Raw genomic sequence first — 22,902 nt, 5'->3', positions numbered from 1 at the left:
GGCGCCGACCGCCGGGCGGTACCTGCACGCCGCCGCGGCGCGGATGAGATCCGCGGCCCGGATGGCACTGTGTCGAGCCGGTCCGCGGATCGGCTCGCCTGACCCGAACCCGAGAGGATGAGATCATGACCCACCCGCACGAGCACCAACCCGATCACACGGAGCCCCAGCACCGCCACGCGCAGCACACCTCCGCGCCGGTGGAAACTGCCGGAGCCGATGTGTCGGGCCATGCCCCGCATCGTCACGATCAGCCCCATGAGCACCACGGGCCAGCAGGTGCGCACGATCGGATGGGAGGCCAAGCGGCCACAGCGACAGATGGTGCCGCCTCGGCCGACGCTCTCGGCGATAGCCGCATGTCGCACGAGCGCCACGGCACAGATGACGAACACGGCGCCCACGGCGGGCACGGGGACCACGGGGATCACGGGGATCACGTCGGGCAGTTCCGTCGCCTGTTCTGGATCATGCTTGCCCTGGCGGTCCCGACGGTCGCGCTCTCGGGCATGTTTGCCACGATCATCGGGTACAGGCTCCCGGACATCCCTGGTCTCGCCTGGGTCTCCCCGGTGCTCGGCACGGTCATGTACGCGTGGGGTGGCAAGCCGTTCCTGACCGGCGCCGTCAGTGAGCTGCGCTCGCGCAAACCGGGGATGATGCTGCTGATCGGCCTCGCCATCACCGTCGCGTTCATCGCGTCCTGGGGCGCCAGCCTCGGACTGCTCCACCACGAGCTCGACTTCTGGTGGGAGCTCGCGCTGCTGATCGTCATCATGCTGCTCGGCCACTGGATCGAGATGCGCTCGCTCGCGCAGACCACGAGCGCTCTGGACTCGCTCGCGGCTCTGCTCCCGGACGAGGCCGAGCGGGTCGAGAACGACCAGATCGTCACGGTCTCACCATCCGAGCTCGTCGTCGGCGACATCATCGTCGTCCGTCCCGGCGGCAGCGTGCCCGCCGACGGCAGGATCGTGGATGGACGCGCATCCATGGACGAGTCGATGGTGACCGGAGAATCGCAGACCGTGACGCGCACCATCGGCGAATCCGTCACCGCCGGCACCGTCGCCACCGATTCCGGCCTGCGCGTCGAAGTGACCGCTACCGGCGACGACACCGCCCTCGCAGGCATCCAACGGCTGGTCACGGATGCCCAGAGCTCCTCCTCCCGAGCGCAACGTCTCGCCGACACAGCCGCGGGTTGGCTGTTCTGGTTCGCGCTCGGCGCGGCAGCGATCACCGCGGTCGTCTGGACGCTTGTCGGACTCCCCGACCAGGCAGTCATCCGCACGATCACCGTGCTCGTCATCGCCTGCCCCCACGCGCTCGGCCTCGCCATTCCGCTGGTGGTCTCCATCGCCACCGAGCGTGCTGCCCGCGGCGGCGTGCTCGTCAAGGATCGCCTCGCGCTTGAGAGCATGCGCACCGTCGACACGGTGCTGTTCGACAAGACCGGCACCCTCACCAAGGGCGAGCCGACCGTCACCGACGTCGCCGTCGTCGACGGGCACGACCCCGATCGCGTGCTCGGGCTGGCCGCCGCCGCGGAAGCCGACAGCGAGCACCCGCTGGCCAAGGCGATCGTCCGCGCGGCGGCCGCCAAAGACCTCGCCGTCCCGGGCAGCAACAACTTCTCCTCTTCCCCCGCGGTCGGCGTCACCGCCACCGTCGACGGAGCAACCGTCCGCGTCGGCGGACCGCACCTGCTCACCGAGGAGCGAGCAGAGGAGCTCGACATCGCCGACCAGTGGCGCTCCGACGGGGCGATCATCCTCCACGTCATCCAGGACAGCCAGGTCATCGGAGCGCTCAAGCTCGCTGACGAGATCCGCGCGGAGTCGCGCGATGCGATCGAAGCGCTGCACGCGCTCGACGTGCAGGTCGTCATGATCACCGGTGACGCCGAGGCAGTGGCGCGCTCGGTCGCGGAGGAGTTGGGCATCGACCGGTACTTCGCGGGCGTTCGCCCGGAGGACAAAGCCGCGAAGGTGCAGCAGTTGCAGCACGAGGGCCGGAAGGTCGCGATGGTCGGAGACGGCGTGAACGACGCCCCGGCACTCGCTCAGGCCGATGTCGGGCTCGCGATCGGCGCCGGCACCGACGTCGCAATCGCCTCCGCAGGCGTCATTCTCGCCAGCGACGACCCACGCTCCGTGCTCTCGGTGATCGAGCTCTCCCGCGCCGCGTACCGGAAGATGAAGCAGAACCTCTGGTGGGCGGCCGGCTACAACCTCATCTCCGTCCCGCTCGCGGCCGGAGTCCTCGCCCCCATCGGGTTCATCCTGCCGATGTCGGTCGGCGCGGTCCTGATGTCGCTGTCCACGATCGTCGTCGCCCTCAACGCCCAGCTGCTGCGCCGACTCGACCTGCGGCCCGAGTCCACCACACGGGCCATCCTCCACCGATGAGCGCTCCGGGACGGGAGAGAACCTTGACACGCGTCGCGGCGGTCTGCGATCTGGGAGCGTAGGCCTGCATCACCGACGAAGCCAGACAGCTCGCGCGGCCCAGGTGGATGTCACCAGCTGATCGCCGCGCTCTGGCTCTGAGGCATCGTGCTGTGGTCGGTGCCGCCGGTCTGGCAGCGCGGACACGCCGAGCGACATGCCGCGCCGCCGCTGACGGCGGGCCGCCCGCAGGGGCGAGGCGAGCGGCGCGGGCACCATCGACGCCGGCCCGTGCAGGAGAGCAGGATGGGCGGCATGCGACGCGCGTGGCTCTGGTTCATCCAGCGCACGCTGAACCACCTGACCATGCGGATCGCCCGCACCCCGGGCGGCCCGTTCTCGATCGTGCGGCACGTCGGCCGCCGCTCCGGCCGCGCGTTCGAGACGCCCATCGTCGTGGCGCGCGTGCCCGAGGGCTTCGTCTGCGAGCTCACCTACGGCGACGACGTCGACTGGTACCGCAACATCGTCAGGGCGGGCGGATGCGTCCTGGTCGTCGACGGGACCGCGCACGAGATCGTCGCGGTCGAGCCCTACGGCACCGACGCGGGGCTGCGCGCGTTCGGCGGCGTCCGGCGGCTCGTGCTGCAGCTGCTGCGCCGCCGCGAGTTCCGGCTGCTCCGCGCCGAGGGGCACGCGGCGCCCGGGGCTGCGACCGAGCGCGGGTAGCATCGAGGGTGGTGCGGCGGCGCCTGCGGCGACCATCTGCATCCGCGACCCGACCGCATCCGCGGCACGACGCATCCGAACCACGACGCATCCGAGCCCCGACGCACCCGACCGACGAGAGCGAGCGCATGAGCATCACCGCTGGAGCCCAGCCGAAGCCCGCCAAGGCGACCGACGGCGCCGCGTGGGACCAGCAGGTGCTCGAGGGCCAGTCGCGCGCGCACTACATGCAGTCGGATGCGTGGGCCCGCACCCGCGAAGACAGCCCCTGGAGGGCGCTGCGCGACGTCGTGACGGTGCCGACCACGGGCAGCGGCACGCGCGAGCTGCCGATCCAGCTCTTCGAGCGCACGGCGCCGCTCGCCGGGCGGATCCTGTTCCTGCCGCGCGTCTCGGGCATCGACGTCGCCGCGATCGACGCGATCACGGCGCGCGCGAAGGCCTACCCGAAGCGCTGGTTCGGCCTGAAGATGGAGACCTTCCAGGCCGAGGACCCCGAGCTGATCGCCGCCTTCGAGCGCAACGGCTGGGTGCCCGCCGCCTCGAGCCAGTACCAGCACGCGGTCGCGGTCGACCTGTCGGGCACGCTCGACGAGGTCGCCGCGCGCTTCAAGAAGCGCGCCCGCAACTCGTACCGCGCGGCCGAGAACAAGTTCGGCGTCACGGTCACGAAGACCGAGATGACGCCCGAGAACGAGGCCGAGATGCACCGCCTCATCGACGAGACGAAGGTGCGCTCGGGCGGCTACTTCCGCCACGCCGACTACTTCCAGCGCATCTGGGACGTCTACAAGACCGTCGGCCAGGGCCACTTCTACGTCGCGCACTACGAGGGCGAGGTGCAGTCGATGGCGTTCGTGATCCGCTTCGGCCACACCGCCTGGTACAAGGACGCCGGCAGCATCCGCGAGAACGCGAAGATCTTCGCGCCCTACCTGATGCAGTGGAAGATCATGCAGGAGCTGCACGCCGAGGGCGTCACGCTCTACGAGCTCGCGAACATCCCCGACCCGGCGGAGTGGGAGACCAGCGACATCCGCGGCCTCTACACGTTCAAGACCGCCTGGGCGCCGGAGCCCGTGCGCTACATGCCCACCTTCGAGCTGCCGCTCAGCGGCCGCTACCCGCTCTGGCAGAAGGCGGGCCGCTGGCTGCGGGCGGTCTACACGCGGCGCACGGGCGACGCCTGGTTCTGAGCTAGTTGTACTCGAGGCGCATCTGGCGCGTCTGCAGCCAGAGCATCGGGTCGAACGACACGTAGTCGCTGTTCTTCAGCTCGAGGTGCAGGTGGGGCCCGGTCGAGTTGCCGGTGCTGCCCACCTGGCCGATGACGGTGTTGATGTCGACCACCTGGCCGACCTCGACCTGGATGGAGCCTGCGGTCATGTGCGGGTACCACGACTGCACGAACTGGCCGTCGATGTTGTGGTCGATCCACACCGCGTAGCCGCCGCCGCCGGGGGTGTTGCCCTGGTAGACCGCGGTGACCACGCCGCTGGCGATCGGCCGGATCTCCTGGCCGGCAGGCAGGGGGATGTCCGTGCCGCCGTGGAAGCCCCCGGAACGGTAGCCGAAGCCGCTCGAGATGGGCAGCTGAGCGATGCCCGGGAACGGCGTCTGGGTGTAGCTCGTCTCGAGCATGCTCCAGACGCGGGGGTAGGCCGGATCGCCGCCGTAGGCGGGGCCGGGGGTCTCGGAGTCGGCGACCGCCTGCAGGTCGGGAAGCTGGCTGGGCGTCACGGCGCCGGTTGCGACCGCGGGCTCGGGCTCTGGCTCGGGCTCGGGCTCGGGCTCGGGAGGAGCCTCGAGCACGATGATGTCGTCGCGGGCGAACTCGACCGACGGCTCGGCAGCGGTCGGCTCGAGCGTCTGGGCCTGGGCCTGGGCCTGCGCCTGCGGCTGCGGCTCCTCGAGCTGGGCGGCGATCGCGTCGAGCTGGTCGGGCGCCTGCACGGCCGCGGCAGGCAGCGAGGGCACGAGCACCATCGAGGCCGTGACGAGCAGCGATCCTCCTGCGATGAGCTGCCGCGAGAGGTGCCCGGCTCCCCGTGCAGCGCGCGGTGAGCGCGGTGCTGCGGGAGGGGGCGTCTCGCCGGCGTAGGGCGAACGGGATCGGATCGGGCGCTGCAGCAAGAGGGAGGGCATCTTTCGTCGGGGATCGGGGTGACGGCGTCGGCCCCCTCTGCCCAGCACGCGAACGATCGGACGCACCGGTGACGATGCAGCGAGGAGTGCGCTCCTCGCACGTCCAGCCACCAAATATAACAACGTGATAACGATTCGGCAAGGGTTAGTCCGCCCGTCGGTCCGCGCCGCCCGATTCTGCGCTCTCCCGCAGTGTCACCCGGCCGCGCCGCGGGAGCCCGACTACCCTGACGACGTGCGCGAGAACGAGATGGAGATCCAGGGCGACGAGCTCGTCGGCCAGGCGACGCACGAGGCCGCCGCCGCAGCCGACGAGCGCGGGAGCGAGCGGCCCGCGGAAGGCGCTGCCGGCGCGGGTCCCGACCGCTCGCTCACCGGCGAGCCCACGGTCGAGCGGGAGCCCGCGCCCGAGCCCCGCCGCCCCGAGGGCGAGTGGCAGGCGTGGGCGGATGCGCTGCGTCGCGTCGGCGGGCGCAGCCCCCTCACCGACTTCATCGACACCACCGCGACGCGCATCGAGCTCTCCACGACGCATCCGGGGGGCCTTGCGCAGTTCATCACGGGGCGCCCGACCGCGCTGTCGAGCCTGATCCGCGACGACCTGGCGCTGCGCGCCGCGCGCGGCGCCGCCGCCGCGATCGCCTCGAAGGGCATCGAGCTGGCCGCCGCCCGCTCGATCGACGCCGTGCACCTGGGCATCGGCATGGCGCGGTTCCCGCACGGCGATCGCGACGTGTTCGGCCCCGTGCTGCTGCGCCCGCTGGTCGTGCGCCGCCGCGGGCGCGACTTCGAGCTGCAGCTGCTCGGCCGACCCTTCGTGAACCCGCGCATGTCGAGCATCCTGCGCGGCCACCACGGCGTGCGCCTCGACGAGCGCCAGCTGTCGCAGCTCGCCAGCGGCGAGGGCACGAGCACGCCGAACGCCGTGCTCGACGCGGTGCGCCAGGCGGCCGCCCACGTGCCGGGCTTCTCGGTCGAGGCGCGACTGGTCGCATCCACCTTCGCCGACGTCGGTGAGCCGATGGCCGTCGACCTGCAGCAGAGCCCGCACGACGTGCTCGACGCGGTGCGCGGCGACGAGCAGGCCGCGTGGCGCGTGCGCGAGGGCCGCTCGGGGCTCGACGAGACGCCGCAGGACCGGCGCGATCCCGAGGTCGACCGGCTCGTGCTCGACGCCGACCAGCAGCAGGACGCCGTGATCGCCGAGGCCGCCGCCGGCAACTCGCTGGTCGTCGAGGCGCTGCCGGGCACCGGCCTGACGCAGACGATCGTCAACGTGGTCGCCGCGCTCGTCGGCGACGACAAGCGGGTGCTCGTCGTCAGCCCCCGCCGCGCGACGCTGCGCGACATCGGCGACCGCCTCGCCAGCACCAAGCTCGAGGGCCTCGCGGTGTCGGAGGCGACGCTGCGCCGCGACCTGATCGCCGCGATCCGCCGCATCGAGCAGTCGCCGCGGCCCGAGACGGCCGAGATCGACGAGGCGATGCTGCGCCTGCGCAAGGTGCTGCTCGACTACCGCGCCGCGCTCCGCCGCGTCGACCCCGAGCTGCAGGTGAGCGTGCTCGACGCGCTCAAGGAGCTCTCGCGGCTCGCGATGCTGCCGACGCCTCCGTCGACCAGGGCCCGGCTCAGCGAGCAGGCCACCCGCAGGCTCGCGACCGACCGCCCGCGCATCGCCGCGACCATGCGCAAGGCCGCAGCGCTCGGGCAGTTCCGCTACGGGCCCTCCGACACGCCCTGGTACGGGGCGTCCTTCGAGAGCTCTGGCGACGCATCCGCCGCCCTGACCGATTCGCAGGAGCTCGCCGGCGGCCAGCTGCAGGCGCTGCTGCAGGCGGCCCGCAAGGTCATCGGCGACACGAAGCTGCGGCCCGCGTCGACGCTGGCAGAGCTGGGCATCCAGGTCGCGCTGCTCACCGACGTGCGGTCGACGCTCGACGTGATGACGCCGTCGATCTACGACCGGCCGCTCGGCGAGCTCATCACCGCGACCGGTTCGCGCCGCGAGGCCGTGCAGTCGCTCGGCGGCATGCAGCGCAGGCGGCTGCGCAAGCTCGCCGAGGAGTACGTGCGCCCCGGCGCGCACGTGGGCGATCTGCACGACGTGCTGCTCGCCGCGCAGCAGCAGCGGCGGCTGTGGGCGAAGTTCGCGCCCGACGGCTCGATCCCCTCGGTGCCGGCCGGCCTCGGCGCGCTCGACGCGCAGCTGCGCGACGTCGAGCGCAGGCTCGAGCGGCTCGACCTGGCGCTGACGCCCGGCACGAAGAGCATCGACCTGCCGCTCGCCGACCTCGAGCAGCGCATCGCCGAGCTCGCGGCGCCGAGCGACGCGCTGCAGAACATCCAGGAGCGCGCCGAGCTGATGACGAGCGTCGAGCAGCTCGGCCTCGACGCGCTGCTGGCCGACTTCGCCGACCGGCACGTCGCCGACGACCAGGTCGAGCACGAGCTCGACCTCGCCTGGTGGCAGTCGGCGCTGCAGGCGATGATCGGTCGCGAGCGGGCGCTGCTGCGCGGCAACACCGACGTGCTGCGCCGCCTTGAGCAGGATTTCGCGCTCGTCGACGAGGCGCACGTCGACGCCTCGAGTGCCCGCCTCGCGCACCAGTTGGCGCAGCAGTGGCGGCTCGCGGTCGAGGACCACGCAGACGAGGCGGATGCCCTGCGTCGCCTCATCAAGGCCGGTGCGGTCGACGCCGACGAGCTGCAGCGCGTCGCGCCGCACCTGACCCGCTCGGTCGCGCCCGTGTGGCTGTCGTCGCCCTATGACCTGCACCGGGTGCCGAAGCGCATCCCCTTCGACGCCGTGCTCATCGCCGACGCCGGAGCCATCACGATCGCCGAGGCCGCGGGCGCCATCAGCCGTGCCCGCCAGGTGATCGCGCTGGGCGACTCGGTGACGCAGACGCCGTCGCCGTTCGACGTGGGCATCTCGACGCTGGGCGTGCGGCCCACCGAGGAGCTCTCGACGCCCGACGAGCTGCACGCCGAGTCGGCGCTGTCGCGGCTCGGCCAGGTGCTGCCCAAGCTGCACCTGACGCGCTCGTACCGCACGGGCGGCGCCGACCTCGCGACCGCGGTGAACGACCGCTTCTACGAGGGTCGCATCGAGGCGCTGCCGTGGGCGGGCGCCTACCTCGGGCACGCGTCGCTGACCGCCTCGATCGTGCACGGCGCGCACGGACTGCCCGAGCAGGGCGCGGCGACCATCGAGAGCCCCGACGCCGAGGTCGACCGGGTCGTGCAGCTGGTCACCCAGCACGCGCGCTCGCGGCCGCAGGAGTCGCTCATGGTCGTCACGGCCAACGAGAAGCACGAGGTGCGGCTGCAGCAGGCGGTGATGGCGGCGCTCGCGTCGTCGAACCCGCTGACCGACTTCGTCGTCGCCGAGCGCGAGGAGCCGTTCGTCATCGTCGACGTCACCCACGCGAGCGCGCTGAGCCGCGACCGGGTGATCTTCTCGGTCGGCTACGGCCACACGAAGCACGGCCGCAACGTCGACTTCGGCACGCTCGGGCAGCCCGGCGGCGAGCGGCTGCTGGCGGTCGCGATGACCCGCGCGCGCAAGGCGCTGCAGATCGTCACCGCGTTCGATGCGGCGGCGCTCGACCCCGACAAGCTCGAGCACGGCGCGGCGCAGCTGCGCGAGATCCTGCTCGACGCGGCCGCCGAGGGTCCGCCGAAGTCGTTCTTCGGCGGCGACCCGCTGATGGTCGACCTCGCGACGCGCCTGCGGCGGCGGGGACTGCGCGCCGACGTCTCCTACGACGGGCAGTTGCCGCTGGTCGTCGCCAACGGCGGCATCTGCGCCGCGATCGAGGCCGACCACGACGACGGCGACCGCACGCTGCGCGAGGCGCTGCGGCTGCGGCCCGAGATCCTGCGCCGCTTCGGCTGGCACACGATGCGCGTGCACGCCTTCGAGCTGTTCACCGATCCCGAGGGCGTGGCCGACCGCATCGCCGAGCTCGTCGGGGCGGATGCGTCGCGGTCGTGACCGCGCACGATCCGGTCGCCGACGGGGCTGAGCCCGTCGGGGTGGCGCCCGCCGGGGTGGCGGGGGCCGACTCCGAGCAGGTAGAGCCGCAGCGTTCCGTGCCCGAGGAGGTCGTGCCGCAGTCGGCCTCGCCCGAGCAGGTAGAGCCACGGGAGGCCGTGCCCGCGCAGGCCCCGCTCGTGATCAAGCGTCGCGGCCGCCGCGTCTCGACCGAGCCCGCGCCCGGCTACATCGGCGAGCCGGCGCGCGAGCAGCACCAGTCGTCCGAGAACGACCAGCGCCTGAAGGGTGACGTCCCGCCGCACTGGGGCTGACGCATCCGCCCCTGCGGTCCCTTCCGTGGCGAAACGCGGAGCGGTCGCGAAAGGCGGGCGATGCGTCCGCGTTCGGTGACGTTCGGCGGATGCGTCCGCGTTTCGCGACGCGGCGGGGCTGGGCGGCCGCGGCGCCGCCGTTCCGAAACGCGGAGCGGTCGCCAAAGGCGGGCGATGCGTCCGCGTTCGGTGACGTTCGGCGGATGCGTCCGCGTTTCGCGACGCGGCGGGGCTGGGCGGCCGCGGCGCCGCCGTTCCGAAACGCGGAGCGGTCGCCAAAGGCGGGCGATGCGTCCGCGTTCGGTGACGTTCGGCGGATGCGTCCGCGTTTCGCGACGCGGCGGGGCTGGGCGGCCGCGGCGCCGCCGTTCCGAAACGCGGAGCGGTCGCCAAAGGCGGGCGATGCGTCCGCGTTCGGTGACGTTCGGCGGATGCGTCCGCGTTTCGCGACGCGGTGACGCCGCGCGCAGTGGGGCGCGGCTGCGGTCAGGCGCGCGGGGCCGCCCCGGGGGCGCTCTGCGTGCGCAGCAGCTCGCGGATGTCGCCCAGGATGTCGACGTCGGTCTCGGCGGGCGCCTCGGGCGAGATGCCCTTGCGGCGGTCGTTGCGCTCCTTCAGCTTGGCCATCGGCAGCACGAGCGTGAAGTAGACGACCGCGGCGATGGCCACGAACTTGATCAGCGCGGCGAGCACCAGGCCGATCTTGAAGATGCCGACGGTGGCGTCCTCGATCTCGGACGCGCCGAACGCGCTCGAGATCATCGGCGTGATGATGCCGTCGACGAACGCGCTCACGACGGCGCCGAACGCGGTGCCCATGACGACCGCGACGGCCAGCTCGATCACGTTGCCGTGCATCAGGAACTTCTTGAAGCCCTCCATGGGGTCCTCCTCGGTCGTGACTCTCGTCGGGTCTGCGCCTGCCGGTCAGTCCCGGCCGGAACCGCCGGACTTGGCGGGGGCCTTGGGTGCGGCGCTGCCGCTGCTCGAGCTCGAGCCTGAGCCCGTCGAGCCGGAGCCGCTGCTCGAGCCCGAGCTGCCCGAGCCGGAGCCGCTGCTCGAGCCCGAGCTGCCGGAGCCGGAGCCGCCCGAACCCGAGCTGCCGGAGCCGGAGCCACCCGAGCCGGAGCCACCCGAGCCGGAGCCACCGGAGCCCGAGCCGCCCTTCGCGGCCGCGCGCGAGTCGGTGCGGTAGAAGCCCGAGCCGTTGAAGGTGACGCCGACGGTGCCGTACTGCTTGCGCAGCGTGCCGCCGCAGGCGTCGCAGACGGTGAGGGCGGCTTCGTGGAAGCTCTGCTTCACGTCGAAGGCGTTGCCGCAGTCGGTGCAGGCATAGGCGTAGACGGGCACGGGTCAGCTCCTCAGCGTGGGGTGGATCCCGGTCGGCGTCACGACGCCGTCGACGGGCTGGTCGTACGCCGCGTGCGGAACGGAGTCGAACAGCTCCTCGTCATGCACCACCGCGTAGACCGGAGGACATTCTCTCATGCTGGCGATCGTCTTGTCGAAGAAGCCGCGGCCGCCGCCGAGGCGGGATCCGTCGCGGCCGACCGCGGTGGCCGGGATCAGCATCAGGTCGACCTCGTCGAGCGCCGAGGGCGCGAGCGCCTCGGTGGTGGGCTCGGGGATGCCGAGGGTCGCCTCGATCGTCTCGGTGCCGTCGTGCTCGGCCCAGTCGAGCAGGCCGTCGCTGCGGATGATCGGCAGCAGCACCCGGATGCCCGAGGCTGCGGCCCAGCGCAGGAACGCGCGGGTGTCGGGCTCCTCCGGCAGCGACAGGTAGGCGGTGACGGTGCGTGCGCCGAGCTGCTCGGTGAGCGCCTGCAGCTGTGCGCTGAGCCCGGGGGCGCGCTCGGCGGCGAACGCGGGCCCGCGTGCCGCCCGCTCGGTGCGCAGCCGGCGTCGCAGCGCGCGCTTGGCCTCCTCGGCAGCGGCCTCCTGGTCGGTCACGCCCCGGAATCTAGCGCGCTTCGGTGAACGAGCCGGCACCCCCGCCGCGCACCGGGATGTTCGCACCGCGCCCGGCGCGGGAATGTTCGCACCCCGCCGCCCGGTTGCATCCAGAGGCGCTGCACGGCGCCGGAGCGGAAGGCGTGAGGCGATGGACTTCGGGCACGAGATCGAGTTCGGGGTCTTCATCACGCCGACCAACCAGGCACCGCAGCAGCCGGTGCAGCTGGCGCAGGCGGCCGAGCTGGCCGGCTTCGACCTGGCCACCTTCCAGGACCACCCGTACCAGCCCGCCTTCCACGACACGTGGACCCTCTTGAGCTACGTCGGGGCGGTGACCGAGCGCATCCGCCTCTCGCCGAACGTCGCGAACGTGCCGCTGCGGCAGCCGGCGGTGCTGGCCCGCAGCGCCGCGAGCCTCGACCTGCTGACCGGCGGCCGCGTCGAGCTGGGCCTCGGCTCGGGCGGCTTCTGGGATGCGATCGAGGCGATGGGCGGCACGAAGCTGACGCCCGGGCAGGGCGTCGATGCGCTGTCGGAGGCGATCAGGATCATCCGCGAGATCTGGAGCACGGCCGAGCGCGGCGGCGTGCGCGTCGACGGCACGCACCACCGGGCGTCGGGCGCGAAGCGCGGGCCGCAGCCGGCGCACCCGGTGCCGATCCACATCGGCGCCTACAAGCCGCGCATGCTGCGCCTCACGGGTCGGCTCGGCGACGGCTGGCTGCCGAGCCTCGGCTACATGCAGCCCGGCGACCTCGCCCGCGGCAACGCCACGATCGACGAGGCGGCGGCTCGTGCCGGCCGCGACGCGCATGAGATCCGCCGGCTGCTGAACGTCGGCGCCGACATGGCCGACCCGGCGAAGGTCGAGCAGCTGGTCGAGCTGGCGATCGAGCACGGCACGAGCACCTTCATCGTCGCGACCGACGACGCGGGCACCATGCAGCGCTTCATGGCCGAGGTGGCGCCGGCGGTGCGCGAGCAGGTCGCCGCCGAGCGCGCGTCGCGCGGCACCGAGGTCGGCCCGCGCCTGTCGGCAGCCGCGCTCGCCAAGCGCGCGCCGGCGCTCGACTACGCCGCGGTGCCCGCGAGCCTCGCCGCCACCGCCGTCGAGCCCGGCTCCTGGGAGTACCCCGAGCGGCAGAACACCTACCTGCGCGGCGGCGCGCCCGGCATCGTGCTGCGCCCGACGAGCCCCGCGCAGGTCGCCGAGGCGATCGACTTCGCGCGCCGGCAGGGCGTGGCCGAGGGCAGGGTGCCGCTCAGCGTGCGCTCGGGCGGGCACGGCATCTCCGGCCGCTCGACGAACGACGGCGGCATCGTCATCGACGTGGGGGCGCTCGACCGCATCGATGTGGTGGATGCGTCGCGTCGCCTCGTGCGCATTGGCGCCGGCGCGACCTGGGGCGAGGTGGCGCGCGTGCTCGACGAGCACGGCTGGGCCATCTCGTCGGGCGACTTCGGCGGCGTGGGCGTGGGCGGGCTGGCGACGGCCGGCGGCGTCGGGTTCCTGGGCCGCGAGCACGGGCTGACGATCGACCACCTCGAGGCGGTCGATGTGGTGCTGGCCGACGGCGACCTGGTGCGGGCGAGCCGCGACGACCACCCGGAGCTGTTCTGGGGCATGCGCGGCGCGGGCGCCAACCTGGGCGTCGCGGTGGCGTTCGAGCTCGTCGCGCAGCCGGTCGGCGACATCGGGTTCGCCCAGCTCGCCTTCGATGCGGGGGAGACGGCCGAGTTCTTCGCAGGCTGGGGCGCGGCGACCGAGGCGAGCGACCGCGTGGTGACGCCGTTCCTGCTGCTTGGCCGCGATCGGCCCGGGCAGGGCGGAAGCGGCCGAGGGAGGGTCGCGCAGGCGATGATCGCGGTCGACGCATCCGACCCCGAGGAGATCGTCGAGCACCTGCAGCCGTTCGCGATGATCGCGCCGCTGGTCGGGCAGCAGGTGATCAGGACCCGCTATGCCGGCGTGATCGACAACGCGCCGGGCGGCGCGCACCAGGGGCAGGGCGAGCCGGCGACCCGCTCGGCGCTGATCGGCTCGATCACGCCCGAGGTGGCGAAGGGGCTCGCGCGGTTCCTCGACGCGGGCGCGCACTACTTCTTCCAGATCCGAGCGATGGGCGGGGCGGTCGCCGATGTGCCGAGCGACGAGACGGCCTTCGCGCACCGCGACGCGAAGTTCTCGGTGATCGCGTTCGGGATGGACCGTGTGCGCCTCGATGCCGCATGGGACACGCTCGTCGCGCCCCACGCATCCGGCCTCTATCTCTCGTTCGAGACCGATCAGCGGCCGGGGCGGCTCGAGGAGGCGTTCCCGCCCGCGACGCTCGCGCGGCTGCGGGCGCTGAAGGCCGAGGTCGATCCCGAGAACCTCTTCCGCGACAACTTCAACGTGGTCGCGACCGCCGCGGTCGTGGCCCACCCGGTCGTGGAGTAGGCGTGCGGGGCCGCATCGGACGCCGCCGTTGCACGCCGCCGCTGCGCGCCGCGCGCCGCCTCGCCGCGTAGGCTGACCCCGTGTTCGACAGCGCCCCTCGGCTCTCGTACGGGGCCGTCGCCGTGCGCGGCATCCGCCTGCGCGATGCGAAGGCGCTCGAGCAGGAGCTGATGATCAACCGGCCCTGGCTCGAGCGCTGGGAGGCGACCCTGCCCGGGTCGCGGCCGAGCGGGCACTTCGACACGAAGTCGTCGATCCGGTCGCTGCTGGAGGCCGACCGCGACGGCACGGGCCTCGCCTTCGCGATCGAGGTCGACGGCGAGTTCGCCGGGCAGCTGAACGTCGCCAACATCTCGGGCGGCGCGCTCGCCTCGTCGACGCTCGGCTACTGGATCGCCCGCCGCTTCGCCGGCCGCGGCGCGACGACGATCGCGGTGGCGATGGTGGCCGACCACCTGCTCTTCACGCGCGGCCTGCACCGGGTCGAGATCTGCATCAGGCCCGAGAACCTCGCGAGCCTGCGGGTGGTCGAGAAGCTGGGCTTCCGCTACGAGGGCTGCCGCCGCCGCTACATCCACATCGACGGCGACTGGCGCGACCACCTCTGCTTCGCGCTCGTGCGCGACGAGCTGCCGCAGCCGATCCTCGCCCGCTACCTGGAGGGTCAGGTGCCGAAGTTCGACCGCTCGGTCTACCCGATGGAGGTCGGCGGCGACCCTCGCGCCGACCGCAACGGGTAGCGGCGGCACGATCTCGACGACCGGACCGGCGAATTGCCGTGCGCCGTCCCGAGATGGGGCGCGGCGAAAGCTACCGTGCTGGACATGCCAGAGTTCGCAGGTCTCGGGACGTCGCTCGTCCTCCTCGTCGCCGTCGTGCTCTGGGTCGCCTACCTCGTGCCGGTATGGACCCGGAAGCGCGAGTACCTGGCGACCGAGCGCAACGCCATCCGCCTGCAGCAGACGCTGCGCATCATGGCCGAGTCGGCCGAGGCGCCCGAGGAGGTGCGCCTCGAGGCAGACGCGCGCACGATCGCGGTGCAGCAGCGCGCGGTCGCGAAGGAGCAGCGGCTCAAGCAGGCGCTCGAGCACGCGAAGGCCGTGGCCCGCGCGCGCGAGCTCGACGAGCAGATCAAGGCGGTCGAGCGCGAGGTGCGCGCGGCGGTGAAGTCGACGGTGTCGCGGGCGCAGCGGCTGCGGCGCACGCGCCTCGCCTGCTTCGCGCTGGTCGTCGCGGCGCTCGCGGGTGTCGTCGCTGGCTTCATCGTGCCGGGGCTCGAGGTGCTGCTGGCGGTCGGTGCCGCGGTGGCGGTGCTGGGTGCGGTGGGCCTGATCGCGGTCAACGCGTCGTCGCAGCGGATGCGCACGGTCGCCGAGACGACGGCGCCGCAGGTGCGCACACTGGTCGAGGCGCGTCAGGTCGCGGCCGAGGCGGTGGCGGCCGAGGCGCGCATGACGGCGGAGGTCGTGGCGCGCTCGGGCGGCAGGGGAGCGGATGCTCGCCGCACGACGGGCGTCGTCGCGGCGGTGGGCAAGGTGCCTGCGGACGAGGCGCCCGCGGACGAGGCGCTCGCGTCGCGCTCGTGGTCGCCGCGGCCGGTGCCCGAGCAGCGCGTGCGCGTGCAGTACGCGCCGCGCCCCGGCGACGACCTGCTGCAGCGTGCGCGGGCGCAGCTCGCCGAGGACCGCAAGGCGATCTCGGGGCCGCTCGCGAGGGTGACGCGGCTCGAGGCGAGCTTCGAGGAGATCGTCACCGGCGAGATCGAGACGACGACGACCGAGCGGCGCCTGCAGCCGACGGCGCCGGCGGTGCCGATCCGCGAGGTGCCGCTGCGCGATGTGCCGTTCAGCGCCGCGCCGCAGCGCGGTGCGTCGTCGAGCGAGGCGCCGCAGCGCGAGGCGCCGTTCGGCGAGGCATCGTTCGGCGAGGCGCCGTTCGGCGAGGCGCCGATCGAGGAGGCGCAGCGCGAGGACGCGGTCGCGCGGGCGGAGCAGCTCGACGTCGTGCGGGTCGAGGAGCCGGTGAAGCCGTCGCGCTTCGCCTCGATGGGCATGGTCGACGACGACCTCGGCGGTCTCGACGTGCACGCGGCGTTCGCGCGCCGCGTGGGCTGAGCTTGCAGCCACCCGACCTGCCGCTCGATTTCGTCGGATGCGGTCCCGTCGGTTACGCTGTATCGGTCCGGGCCCGTGGCGCAGTTGGTAGCGCGTCTCGTTCGCAATGAGAAGGTCGGGGGTTCGATTCCCCCCGGGTCCACGTTTCGGAAAGCCCCGCTTCGGCGGGGCTTTTCGCTTGCTCAGGCGCTGCCGCCGCCGGAGCCGAAGGGTGGCTGCAGCAGCAGCATGAGGCCGAGCATCACGATGGCGGCTGCGACCAGCGCGAGGCTGGCGAGTGCCGAGCGCCGGCTGCTGGCGCGATCGCGATCGCGCCACAGGAGCACTGCCGCGGCGATGCTGGCGATGGCGGCGACGGGTGCGGCGCACCAGGCCATGACCCAGAAGAGCTCGACGATGCCGTCGACGGCCACCGACAGTCCTGCGATCAGCAGCGAGAGCGCGGCGGCGGCCGCGGTGATGAATGCGACGCGCGCCGGGACGCGAGCCGCGTCGCGCTGCTGAGTGGTCTCCACGGCCGCAACGTAGCAATGCGGAGGCGAGCAGGTCGAGGTTCGGTGACCCAGGCTTTGCCCAGCATGTCGGGCAGTCGCTCCGCCGGCGTCGGCCAGCAGCACCCGCCGATTCGCACGGCGGCGACGCCCGCGCTGAGCGACGATCACCAGGGCTCGCTGGCGCTCAGGCGGCGCGCTTGGGATAGAGGCGCTCGGGGTCGGCGATGACCGTCCACCCTCGCCGTCGGTAGGGCGCTCGCATCGTCGGCTGCACGACCCAGCCGTGCTCGCCCCAGACGATCTCGAGGGCGCCGCGATGCACTTCCTGATGATGATGCTTGCAGAGCAGGATGCCGTTGGACAGGTCGGTCGGCCCGCCTTCGCTCCATGGCTGGATGTGATGCGCGTCGGTCCAGCCGACGGGGAAGTCGCAGCCCGGGGCTCGGCAGCCGCCGTCGCGCGCGGCGAGCGCTCGGCGCTGGGCCCGGTTGAAGAAGCGCTTGCGGCGGCCGAGGTAGAGCGGTTCGCCGTCGGCGCCGATCGTGACCGACTGGATGTAGCCGTCGCACATGATGGCGGAGGCGACGTGCACGGGCACGGTCTCGCCGGTGCGCTCGACGGTGGCGGTGCAGCCGGGCACGCCCTCGGCCGCGGCATCGATGGCGCTCTTCTGCACGTGGATGACGACGGTGGGCGCCTCACCGCCGACCCTGGGCACCTCGCGACCCTCGACCGAGCTGGCGACCATCGCGACGAGCGCGTCTGCCATGCGCTGCCCGCGCGTGCGGTCGTCGCCGTCGACCAGCGCGGTGTCGAGCTCGGCGTCGTCCTTGAAGCGCGGGCTCTTCGGGCGCGTGAAGGCGTCGAAGGCGGCGGCGAAGGTGGGGCCCTGGTCGGGCGTGAGCACGAACGCGCCGGCGAACATGCCGTCGGCGCGCGTGCCGAAGCGGAAGTCGCGCTGGCGCAGCTGCTGCTCGTAGGTGGGCTCGACACCATCGGGGTCGAGCGCGTCGCGCCAGCCGCGGGCGACCTTGGCGAGCATCTCGGGCGGCATGGGCCGCTCGAGCACCTCGCTGTCGGCCGGGTGCGCGCCGCGCACGCCGGTGGCGTGGTCGACCAGTGCCGCCTCAGCGGCGGCGAGGTCGTCAGGATGCGCCCGGTTGGGAGCGTCGCCGAGGGCATCGATCACGGTGACCGCCTGGTCGATCGAGATCGCGCCGCGGTCGATCGCGGCGCCGAGCAGCGGGAACCGGGCGGGCACGGTGTCGCCGGTGATCGTCACCCACGGCTTGAGGTGCTTGGTGGCGGCCAGGAGCCGCTTGACGACGTAGCGGCTCGCACCGAACTCGCTCGCGAGCATGTCGGCGACATCGCGGTAGCCGCAGCCGACGGTGAACCGCTCGTCCTTCGGCAGGTCGTCGTGGCGGTGGACCACGTCGTCGGCGATGCGGAGCTTCAACGAGTCGGTGGCACGGCCCAGGTCGCCGACGAGGCCGACGACCTCCCAGCGCTGCTGGGTGTCGAGGCGGGGGAGCAGCGCGTCGAGCACCGCCGCGGCATCGGCCGCTGCGGCGAGCGCTGCCTCGAGCGCGGCGACGGCATCGGCCGTGGTGCCGGTCTCGATCGCCATGCTCGCTCCTCCGTTGGATGCCTCTGGCTAGCATACTCGAACAGAGATTCGAAGCGCAAGGGTTGTCCACAGGTTTGTCTCTGTGGATCTCGCGAACGGAGGAGGGGCCAGTCAGGCCGTGGCGACGCATCCGCCCCCTATAGAGTTGCAGGATGTCGACCCGTCTCGCGCTCGCGCTCGCCTCGCTCGTGGAGAGTGGCCATCTGCTCGCGAAGCTCGCCGACGATGCGACGGCGCCGGCGATGCCGGCGGCGATCCGGCGCGCGATCGCGGTGCTGTCGGCGGAGGGTCCGATGTCGGTGAGCGCGCTGGCGCGTCGCTGCCATGTGGCGCAGCCGACGATGTCGGTGTTCGTGCAGCAGGCCGAGCGCGAGGGCTGGCTGCGGCGCTCCGGCGAGGGGCGCGCGACGCGCATCGAGCCGACCCCGGCGGGCAGGGCGCTGCGATCCGAGCTGCGCGATGCCACGGGCGACGCCCTCGAGCCGCGCTTCTCGCACCTCGGCGCGCGCGAGCGGGCCACGCTGGAGCGGGCCGCGATGGTGCTGGCGGCGGCGCTCGAGCGTGACCGCGATCGCGATCGCGACGAGCACTGACCGCCTGCGCCGAGCACCTCAGCCGCCCACCCCGCGACAACCCCGACCCCACCCCCGCAATCGCCCCCGCGATGCCCGCGCCAGCCCTCGATAACCCCTGCCGATCGACCGACCGCAGCCGCGGGTGAGCGCGCGCGAACACTGTCCCAAAACTGGGCCGGCGCCGGGGGGAAGGCTTGACCTCTGCCCGTACCGTCTTGCCATGGCACACATCGTGGTGACCGCGATGCCGTTCGCGGGGCACGTCAGACCAATGACGGCGCTGGCCGCGGCACTGCTGGCTCGCGGCCACCGTGTCGATGCCTACACCGGTGCACGGTATGCGGATGCGTTCGCCGAGCTCGGGTGCGAGATCATCCCGTGGCGCGAAGCACAGGACTTCGACGAGCACCGCCTGAGCGAGACGTTCCCCGAGACCGACCGGCCCGGTGTGCGGGGGATGCTCGCCATGCTGCGCGACGTCTTCATCGGCACCGCGATGGGCCAGGTCGCCGACCTGCGCGCGGCGAACAGCCGCGAGCGCTTCGACGTGCTGGTCGGCGACGTGATGACGGTGGGCGCCGGCATCGCCGCCGAGATGCTGAACAAGCCGTGGGTGACGGTGTCGCTCGTGCCGCTCACGCTGCCGAGCCGCGACCTGCCGCCGGTCGGCTTCGCGCTGCAGCCGCCGACCGGCTGGCTCGACCGCGTGCGCGATCGCGTGCTGCGCGCGGCCATGCCGGTCGCATCCGCCCCGATCGAGCGGGCCTACCGCTCGGTGCGCGAGCAGCTCGACCTGGGGCCGGGGCTGCCGTTCGCCGAGGCGCTCTACTCGCCGCAGCTCGTCATCGCGACCGGATCGCCGTCGCTCGAGTACCCGCGCAGCGACCTGCCCGAGACGGTGCGCTTCGTCGGCAGGCTCGAGCCCGCGCAGAAGCCGTTCGCGACCCCGCTGTGGGTCGAGACGCTCATCGACGAGCCGCGCCCAGTCGTGTTCGTGACCCAGGGCACGCTCGACACCGACCCGCGCGAACTGCTGCTGCCGACCCTCGAGGGCCTCGCCGACCTGCCGGTGCGGGTGGTGGGCACGACCTCGGGGCGTCGCGTCGGCCACGGGTACCCCTCGAACGCACGGCTGGCCGACTTCCTGCAGTACCCGTCGATCCTGCCCCACGCCGCAGTGGGCGTCACGAACGGCGGCTGGGGCGGCGTGCTGGCGATGCTCGAGCAGGGCCTGCCGCTCGTGGTCGCCGGCGGCGCGCACGACAAGCCCGAGATCGCCGCTCGCGTCGCATGGGCGGGCGCGGGTCTCGACCTGCGCACCGGCCACCCGACGCCCGCGCGGGTGGCGGCCGCGGTGCGGCTGCTGCTGCGCGAGCCCGCCTACCGCGAGCGTGCGGCGCTGATCGGTGACGAGCTGCGCGGCCTCGGCGGCGCGACGAGGGCGGCCGAGCTGGTCGAGCAGTTCACCTGCCACAGCGGTCTGCACCTGCTGCCGCCCTCCGCGCTGCCACCCAGCCAGGTGCCCGCGCCTGCATCGCCATCGACCCCGGCGACCCCGCCCTCGCCTCCCACCCCATCCTCAGCGTTCACCCAGGAAGTCCGCCAGTTGTCTGACACCACGCATTCCGCGACCTAGTGTTCGAACATGGCGATCACCAGTCGTTTCCCCTTCCTCGCGCCCAGGCCGCAGGGGATCTTCCGGGTGCTCACGCTGTGCACCGGCAACATCTGCCGCTCGCCGCAGGCCGAGCAGCTGCTGCGCAAGCGCATCCCCGAGGCCTTCGGTCGCACGATCATCGAGGCGCTCGACGTCTCGAGCGCCGGCACGCGAGCGAACGACGGCGCCGCGATGGAGCGATGGGCGATCGCCGAGGCACAGCGCCTCGGCATCGACGACACCGCTGACCACGTCGCCCGCAGGCTGCGCCGCTCGCACGCGCTCGAGGCCGACCTCATCCTGACCATGACCTGCGACCACCGGGATGCGGTGACGAAGGTGACGAGGCGGGTCAAGCCCAAGTCGTTCACGCTCGTCGAGTTCACCTGCATCGTCGAGGCGCTCGCCGACCGCACCACGCTCGCGTCGGTCGCGCCGCTCGGCCCGGAGGGCTTCGCCGCCTTCATGCGCGGCGTCGTCGTGGCGGCCGGCCAGGCGCGCGCGACGGTGCCGCTGCCGAAGCCGGCGATGCTGCTCGACATCCCCGACCCCTACGGCTACGGGCCCGAGGTCTACCGCAGCTCGGCAGACGCGATCGACCGGCACGTCACCCGCATCGCCGCGGCGCTGTCCGTGCTCGCCGCAGGCGGCCGCGCGGCGCGGGCCGAGGCGGATCTCCCCGCTCTCTAGCCGTGCAGCACCGCCGCCGAGCAGGAGCCGCCGCATGAGCGGCTGGCGTCGCGCTCGCGACGATGCCGCCACGAGCACGAGCCTCACCCGCGGCTCGGCCGGCGAGGCTACGAGCGCCGATCCGGTCTTCCGCATCCTGACCGTCTGCACCGGCAACCTGTGCCGTTCGCCGCAGGCCGAGCAGCTGCTGCGCGCGCGCATCCCGGCGGCACTCGGCATCGGCATCGGCATCGGCGCCGCGCCGCTCTCCGCCGCCGCCACCGCCCCAGCACCCGACCTCCTCGCCGTCGCGAGCGCCGGCACCATGGCCTACGACGGCGACCCGATGGACGACCTCGCGGCCTCCGAGGCCGAGCGCCTCGGCGTCGGCGACGTGCGCGCGCACCGCACGCGACGCATCCGCGAACCGCATGTGCTGGGCGCCGACCTGGTGCTGGGCATGGCGCGCGAGCACCGCGCCGCCGGCATGCGGCTGGTGCCGAGCGCCAGCCGTCGCGCGTTCACGCTCATCGAGTTCGCGCACATCGTCGAGGCGCTCGCGCACGGCGACCTGCCCGAGCCCGTGCCGTCGATCGAGGCCGCCGGCCCCGCCGCGTTCCTGCGCGCGGTGGTGCACGCAGCGGCGAGGACGAAGGGGCGGATGCGGTTGTCCGCCACCTCGCACGAGCTCGACATCGAAGACCCCTACAGGCTCGACCCCGCGGTCTACCGGCGCTCAGCAGAGGCGATCGACGGGCACGTCGCGCGGATCGCCGATGGGCTCGCGACCCTCGCCCGCGCCTGAGCCCCGGCCTCGCCCGCCCCGCCTGCGCCTGAGCCCGGGCCTCGCCCGCCCCGCCCGCTCGAAGACGCACCCGCGCTTGAGCCCCGCGGCTACCGCCCCGCTCCCTCGAAGCCGCACCCGCGCCCGCGCAAATCCTTGCCCGCGCCTCAGCCGCACCCCACCCCCTCAGCACCGCCCCCCGCGCCCTTGCGTACCCCTGAGCATCACGGCGAGGCGCACGCGCGACCCTGAGCGACCGCTTCGGCGGAGCAAAGCCGCTCGCAACCCGCCGTGGCCATGCTTGCCGAACGTGCAGGTGCACGGCCCACGACCGGGGGTGACGATGGAGCTCAGGCAGGCGTCGCGGTTCGACGAGATGCAATGCGTCGCGAAGCGAGCGCTCGACCTGGTCGCCGGCCTGCTGCTGCTCGTGGTGCTCGCCCTGCCGATGCTCGCCATCGCGATCGCCCTGATGCTCGACTCTCCCGGTCCCGTGCTCTTCCGGCAGGAGCGCGTCGGCTTCAACGGGCGGTCGTTCACGATGCTGAAGTTCCGCACCATGCACGTCGATGCCGAGCAGCGGCTCGGCACCCTGCTCGACCTGCGCGTCGACGGCGACGAGCCCGGCAACGTGGTGCTGTTCAAGATGCGGGTCGATCCGCGGGTGACGCGGTTCGGCGCCCTGCTGCGCCGCAGCTCGCTCGACGAGCTGCCGCAGCTGTTCAACGTGCTGACCGGCGACATGGCGCTCGTCGGGCCCCGGCCGCCGCTGCGCAGCGAGGTCGAGCTCTACGAGGAGCACGTGCACCGCAAGTTCTGCGTCAAGCCGGGCATCACGGGCCTGTGGCAGGTGAGCGGCCGCTCAAACCTCTCGTGGGATGAGTCGGTGCGGCTCGACCTGCACTACGCCGAGCACTGGTCGCTGACGACCGATGTGGTGATCCTCTGGCGCACGTTCCGCGCGGTGATCTCCGGTGAAGGGGCCTACTAGCCCAAGCCCCACGAGCCTGG

General features: G+C 73.0%; 19 protein-coding genes and 1 tRNA gene. 14 read left to right on the top strand and 6 right to left on the bottom strand.

Annotation, left to right across the window (positions count from 1 at the left end; all coding sequences use genetic code 11):
• Positions 1–125: 125 nt before the first annotated feature.
• The 3 genes from Q9250_RS12120 to Q9250_RS12110 all read left to right on the top strand — a co-directional run bounded on the left by Q9250_RS12120 (position 126) and on the right by Q9250_RS12110 (position 4,315).
• Positions 126–2,411 carry a heavy metal translocating P-type ATPase gene (locus Q9250_RS12120; protein WP_422665044.1) on the top strand — a complete coding sequence of 762 codons (2,286 nt, stop codon included), beginning with the start codon at positions 126–128 and terminating at the stop codon, positions 2,409–2,411.
• A 294-nt stretch (positions 2,412–2,705) separates the two neighbouring features.
• Entirely contained in the window at positions 2,706–3,119 is a 414-nt protein-coding gene (locus Q9250_RS12115; RefSeq protein WP_306232135.1) for a PNPOx family protein, read from the top strand.
• A 128-nt stretch (positions 3,120–3,247) separates the two neighbouring features.
• Positions 3,248–4,315 (top strand): lipid II:glycine glycyltransferase FemX, encoded by a 1,068-nt coding sequence (locus Q9250_RS12110; protein ID WP_306232134.1) that lies wholly within the window; start codon positions 3,248–3,250, stop codon positions 4,313–4,315.
• A 1-nt stretch (position 4,316) separates the two neighbouring features.
• Here the strand turns inward: Q9250_RS12110 and Q9250_RS12105 are convergent, their stop codons facing one another.
• Positions 4,317–5,264: a M23 family metallopeptidase gene (locus Q9250_RS12105; protein ID WP_306232133.1), complete on the bottom strand. Its 948-nt coding sequence runs from the start codon at positions 5,262–5,264 to the stop codon at positions 4,317–4,319.
• A 235-nt stretch (positions 5,265–5,499) separates the two neighbouring features.
• Here Q9250_RS12105 and Q9250_RS12100 point away from each other — a divergent pair, with 235 nt between their 5' ends.
• On the top strand, positions 5,500–9,261 hold the full coding sequence (locus Q9250_RS12100) for an AAA family ATPase (protein WP_306232132.1): 3,762 nt from the start codon (positions 5,500–5,502) through the stop codon (positions 9,259–9,261).
• Positions 9,258–9,575 (top strand): hypothetical protein, encoded by a 318-nt coding sequence (locus Q9250_RS12095; protein ID WP_306232131.1) that lies wholly within the window; start codon positions 9,258–9,260, stop codon positions 9,573–9,575. Before Q9250_RS12100 ends, Q9250_RS12095 begins: the two co-directional genes overlap by 4 nt.
• A 486-nt stretch (positions 9,576–10,061) precedes the next feature.
• Here the strand turns inward: Q9250_RS12095 and Q9250_RS12090 are convergent, their stop codons facing one another.
• The 3 genes from Q9250_RS12090 to Q9250_RS12080 are packed head-to-tail and all read right to left on the bottom strand — an operon-like array spanning position 10,062 to position 11,525.
• Positions 10,062–10,457, bottom strand: coding sequence for an MscL family protein (locus tag Q9250_RS12090; RefSeq protein ID WP_306232130.1), 396 nt, complete (start codon positions 10,455–10,457; stop codon positions 10,062–10,064).
• A gap of 45 nt (positions 10,458–10,502) precedes the next feature.
• The gene (locus Q9250_RS12085; RefSeq protein WP_306232129.1) at positions 10,503–10,925 is read right to left on the bottom strand and encodes an FmdB family zinc ribbon protein; all 423 of its coding nucleotides are present in this window, start codon (positions 10,923–10,925) and stop codon (positions 10,503–10,505) included.
• 3 nt (positions 10,926–10,928) lie between these two features.
• The gene (locus tag Q9250_RS12080) at positions 10,929–11,525 is read right to left on the bottom strand and encodes a 5-formyltetrahydrofolate cyclo-ligase (protein WP_306232128.1); all 597 of its coding nucleotides are present in this window, start codon (positions 11,523–11,525) and stop codon (positions 10,929–10,931) included.
• Between the two features lie 151 nt (positions 11,526–11,676).
• Here Q9250_RS12080 and Q9250_RS12075 point away from each other — a divergent pair, with 151 nt between their 5' ends.
• The 4 genes from Q9250_RS12075 to Q9250_RS12060 all read left to right on the top strand — a co-directional run bounded on the left by Q9250_RS12075 (position 11,677) and on the right by Q9250_RS12060 (position 16,224).
• On the top strand, positions 11,677–13,968 hold the full coding sequence (locus Q9250_RS12075; protein WP_306232127.1) for an LLM class flavin-dependent oxidoreductase: 2,292 nt from the start codon (positions 11,677–11,679) through the stop codon (positions 13,966–13,968).
• 80 nt (positions 13,969–14,048) lie between these two features.
• Positions 14,049–14,708, top strand: a complete 660-nt coding sequence (locus Q9250_RS12070; RefSeq protein WP_306232126.1) for a GNAT family N-acetyltransferase — start codon at positions 14,049–14,051, stop codon at positions 14,706–14,708.
• A gap of 84 nt (positions 14,709–14,792) precedes the next feature.
• Positions 14,793–16,082 (top strand): hypothetical protein, encoded by a 1,290-nt coding sequence (locus Q9250_RS12065; protein ID WP_306232125.1) that lies wholly within the window; start codon positions 14,793–14,795, stop codon positions 16,080–16,082.
• A gap of 69 nt (positions 16,083–16,151) precedes the next feature.
• A tRNA-Ala gene (locus Q9250_RS12060) sits at positions 16,152–16,224 on the top strand.
• Between the two features lie 40 nt (positions 16,225–16,264).
• Here Q9250_RS12060 and Q9250_RS12055 read toward each other — a convergent pair.
• Both Q9250_RS12055 and Q9250_RS12050 read right to left on the bottom strand, forming a co-directional pair.
• Positions 16,265–16,597 carry a hypothetical protein gene (locus Q9250_RS12055; protein WP_306232124.1) on the bottom strand — a complete coding sequence of 111 codons (333 nt, stop codon included), beginning with the start codon at positions 16,595–16,597 and terminating at the stop codon, positions 16,265–16,267.
• A gap of 163 nt (positions 16,598–16,760) precedes the next feature.
• Positions 16,761–18,206 (bottom strand): HNH endonuclease signature motif containing protein, encoded by a 1,446-nt coding sequence (locus tag Q9250_RS12050; protein WP_306232123.1) that lies wholly within the window; start codon positions 18,204–18,206, stop codon positions 16,761–16,763.
• Between the two features lie 152 nt (positions 18,207–18,358).
• Between Q9250_RS12050 and Q9250_RS12045 the strand changes: the two genes are divergently transcribed.
• The 5 genes from Q9250_RS12045 (at position 18,359) to Q9250_RS12025 (ending at position 22,882) form a co-directional block, all read left to right on the top strand.
• A complete protein-coding gene (locus Q9250_RS12045) occupies positions 18,359–18,799 on the top strand; it encodes a MarR family winged helix-turn-helix transcriptional regulator (RefSeq protein WP_306232122.1) in 441 nt (146 codons plus the stop codon).
• A gap of 202 nt (positions 18,800–19,001) precedes the next feature.
• Positions 19,002–20,417, top strand: a complete 1,416-nt coding sequence (locus Q9250_RS12040) for a glycosyltransferase (protein ID WP_306232121.1) — start codon at positions 19,002–19,004, stop codon at positions 20,415–20,417.
• A gap of 9 nt (positions 20,418–20,426) precedes the next feature.
• The gene (locus Q9250_RS12035) at positions 20,427–21,128 is read left to right on the top strand and encodes an arsenate reductase/protein-tyrosine-phosphatase family protein (RefSeq protein WP_306232120.1); all 702 of its coding nucleotides are present in this window, start codon (positions 20,427–20,429) and stop codon (positions 21,126–21,128) included.
• A gap of 34 nt (positions 21,129–21,162) precedes the next feature.
• Positions 21,163–21,912: an arsenate reductase/protein-tyrosine-phosphatase family protein gene (locus tag Q9250_RS12030; protein ID WP_306232119.1), complete on the top strand. Its 750-nt coding sequence runs from the start codon at positions 21,163–21,165 to the stop codon at positions 21,910–21,912.
• A gap of 322 nt (positions 21,913–22,234) precedes the next feature.
• Positions 22,235–22,882 carry a sugar transferase gene (locus Q9250_RS12025; RefSeq protein ID WP_422665043.1) on the top strand — a complete coding sequence of 216 codons (648 nt, stop codon included), beginning with the start codon at positions 22,235–22,237 and terminating at the stop codon, positions 22,880–22,882.
• The last annotated feature ends 20 nt before the right edge of the window (positions 22,883–22,902 follow it).

The organism is Agrococcus beijingensis (assembly GCF_030758955.1).
In the GTDB taxonomy this organism is placed as follows: Bacteria; Actinomycetota; Actinomycetes; order Actinomycetales; family Microbacteriaceae; genus Agrococcus; species Agrococcus beijingensis.
This window is presented reverse-complemented; position numbering and strand designations above follow the sequence as displayed.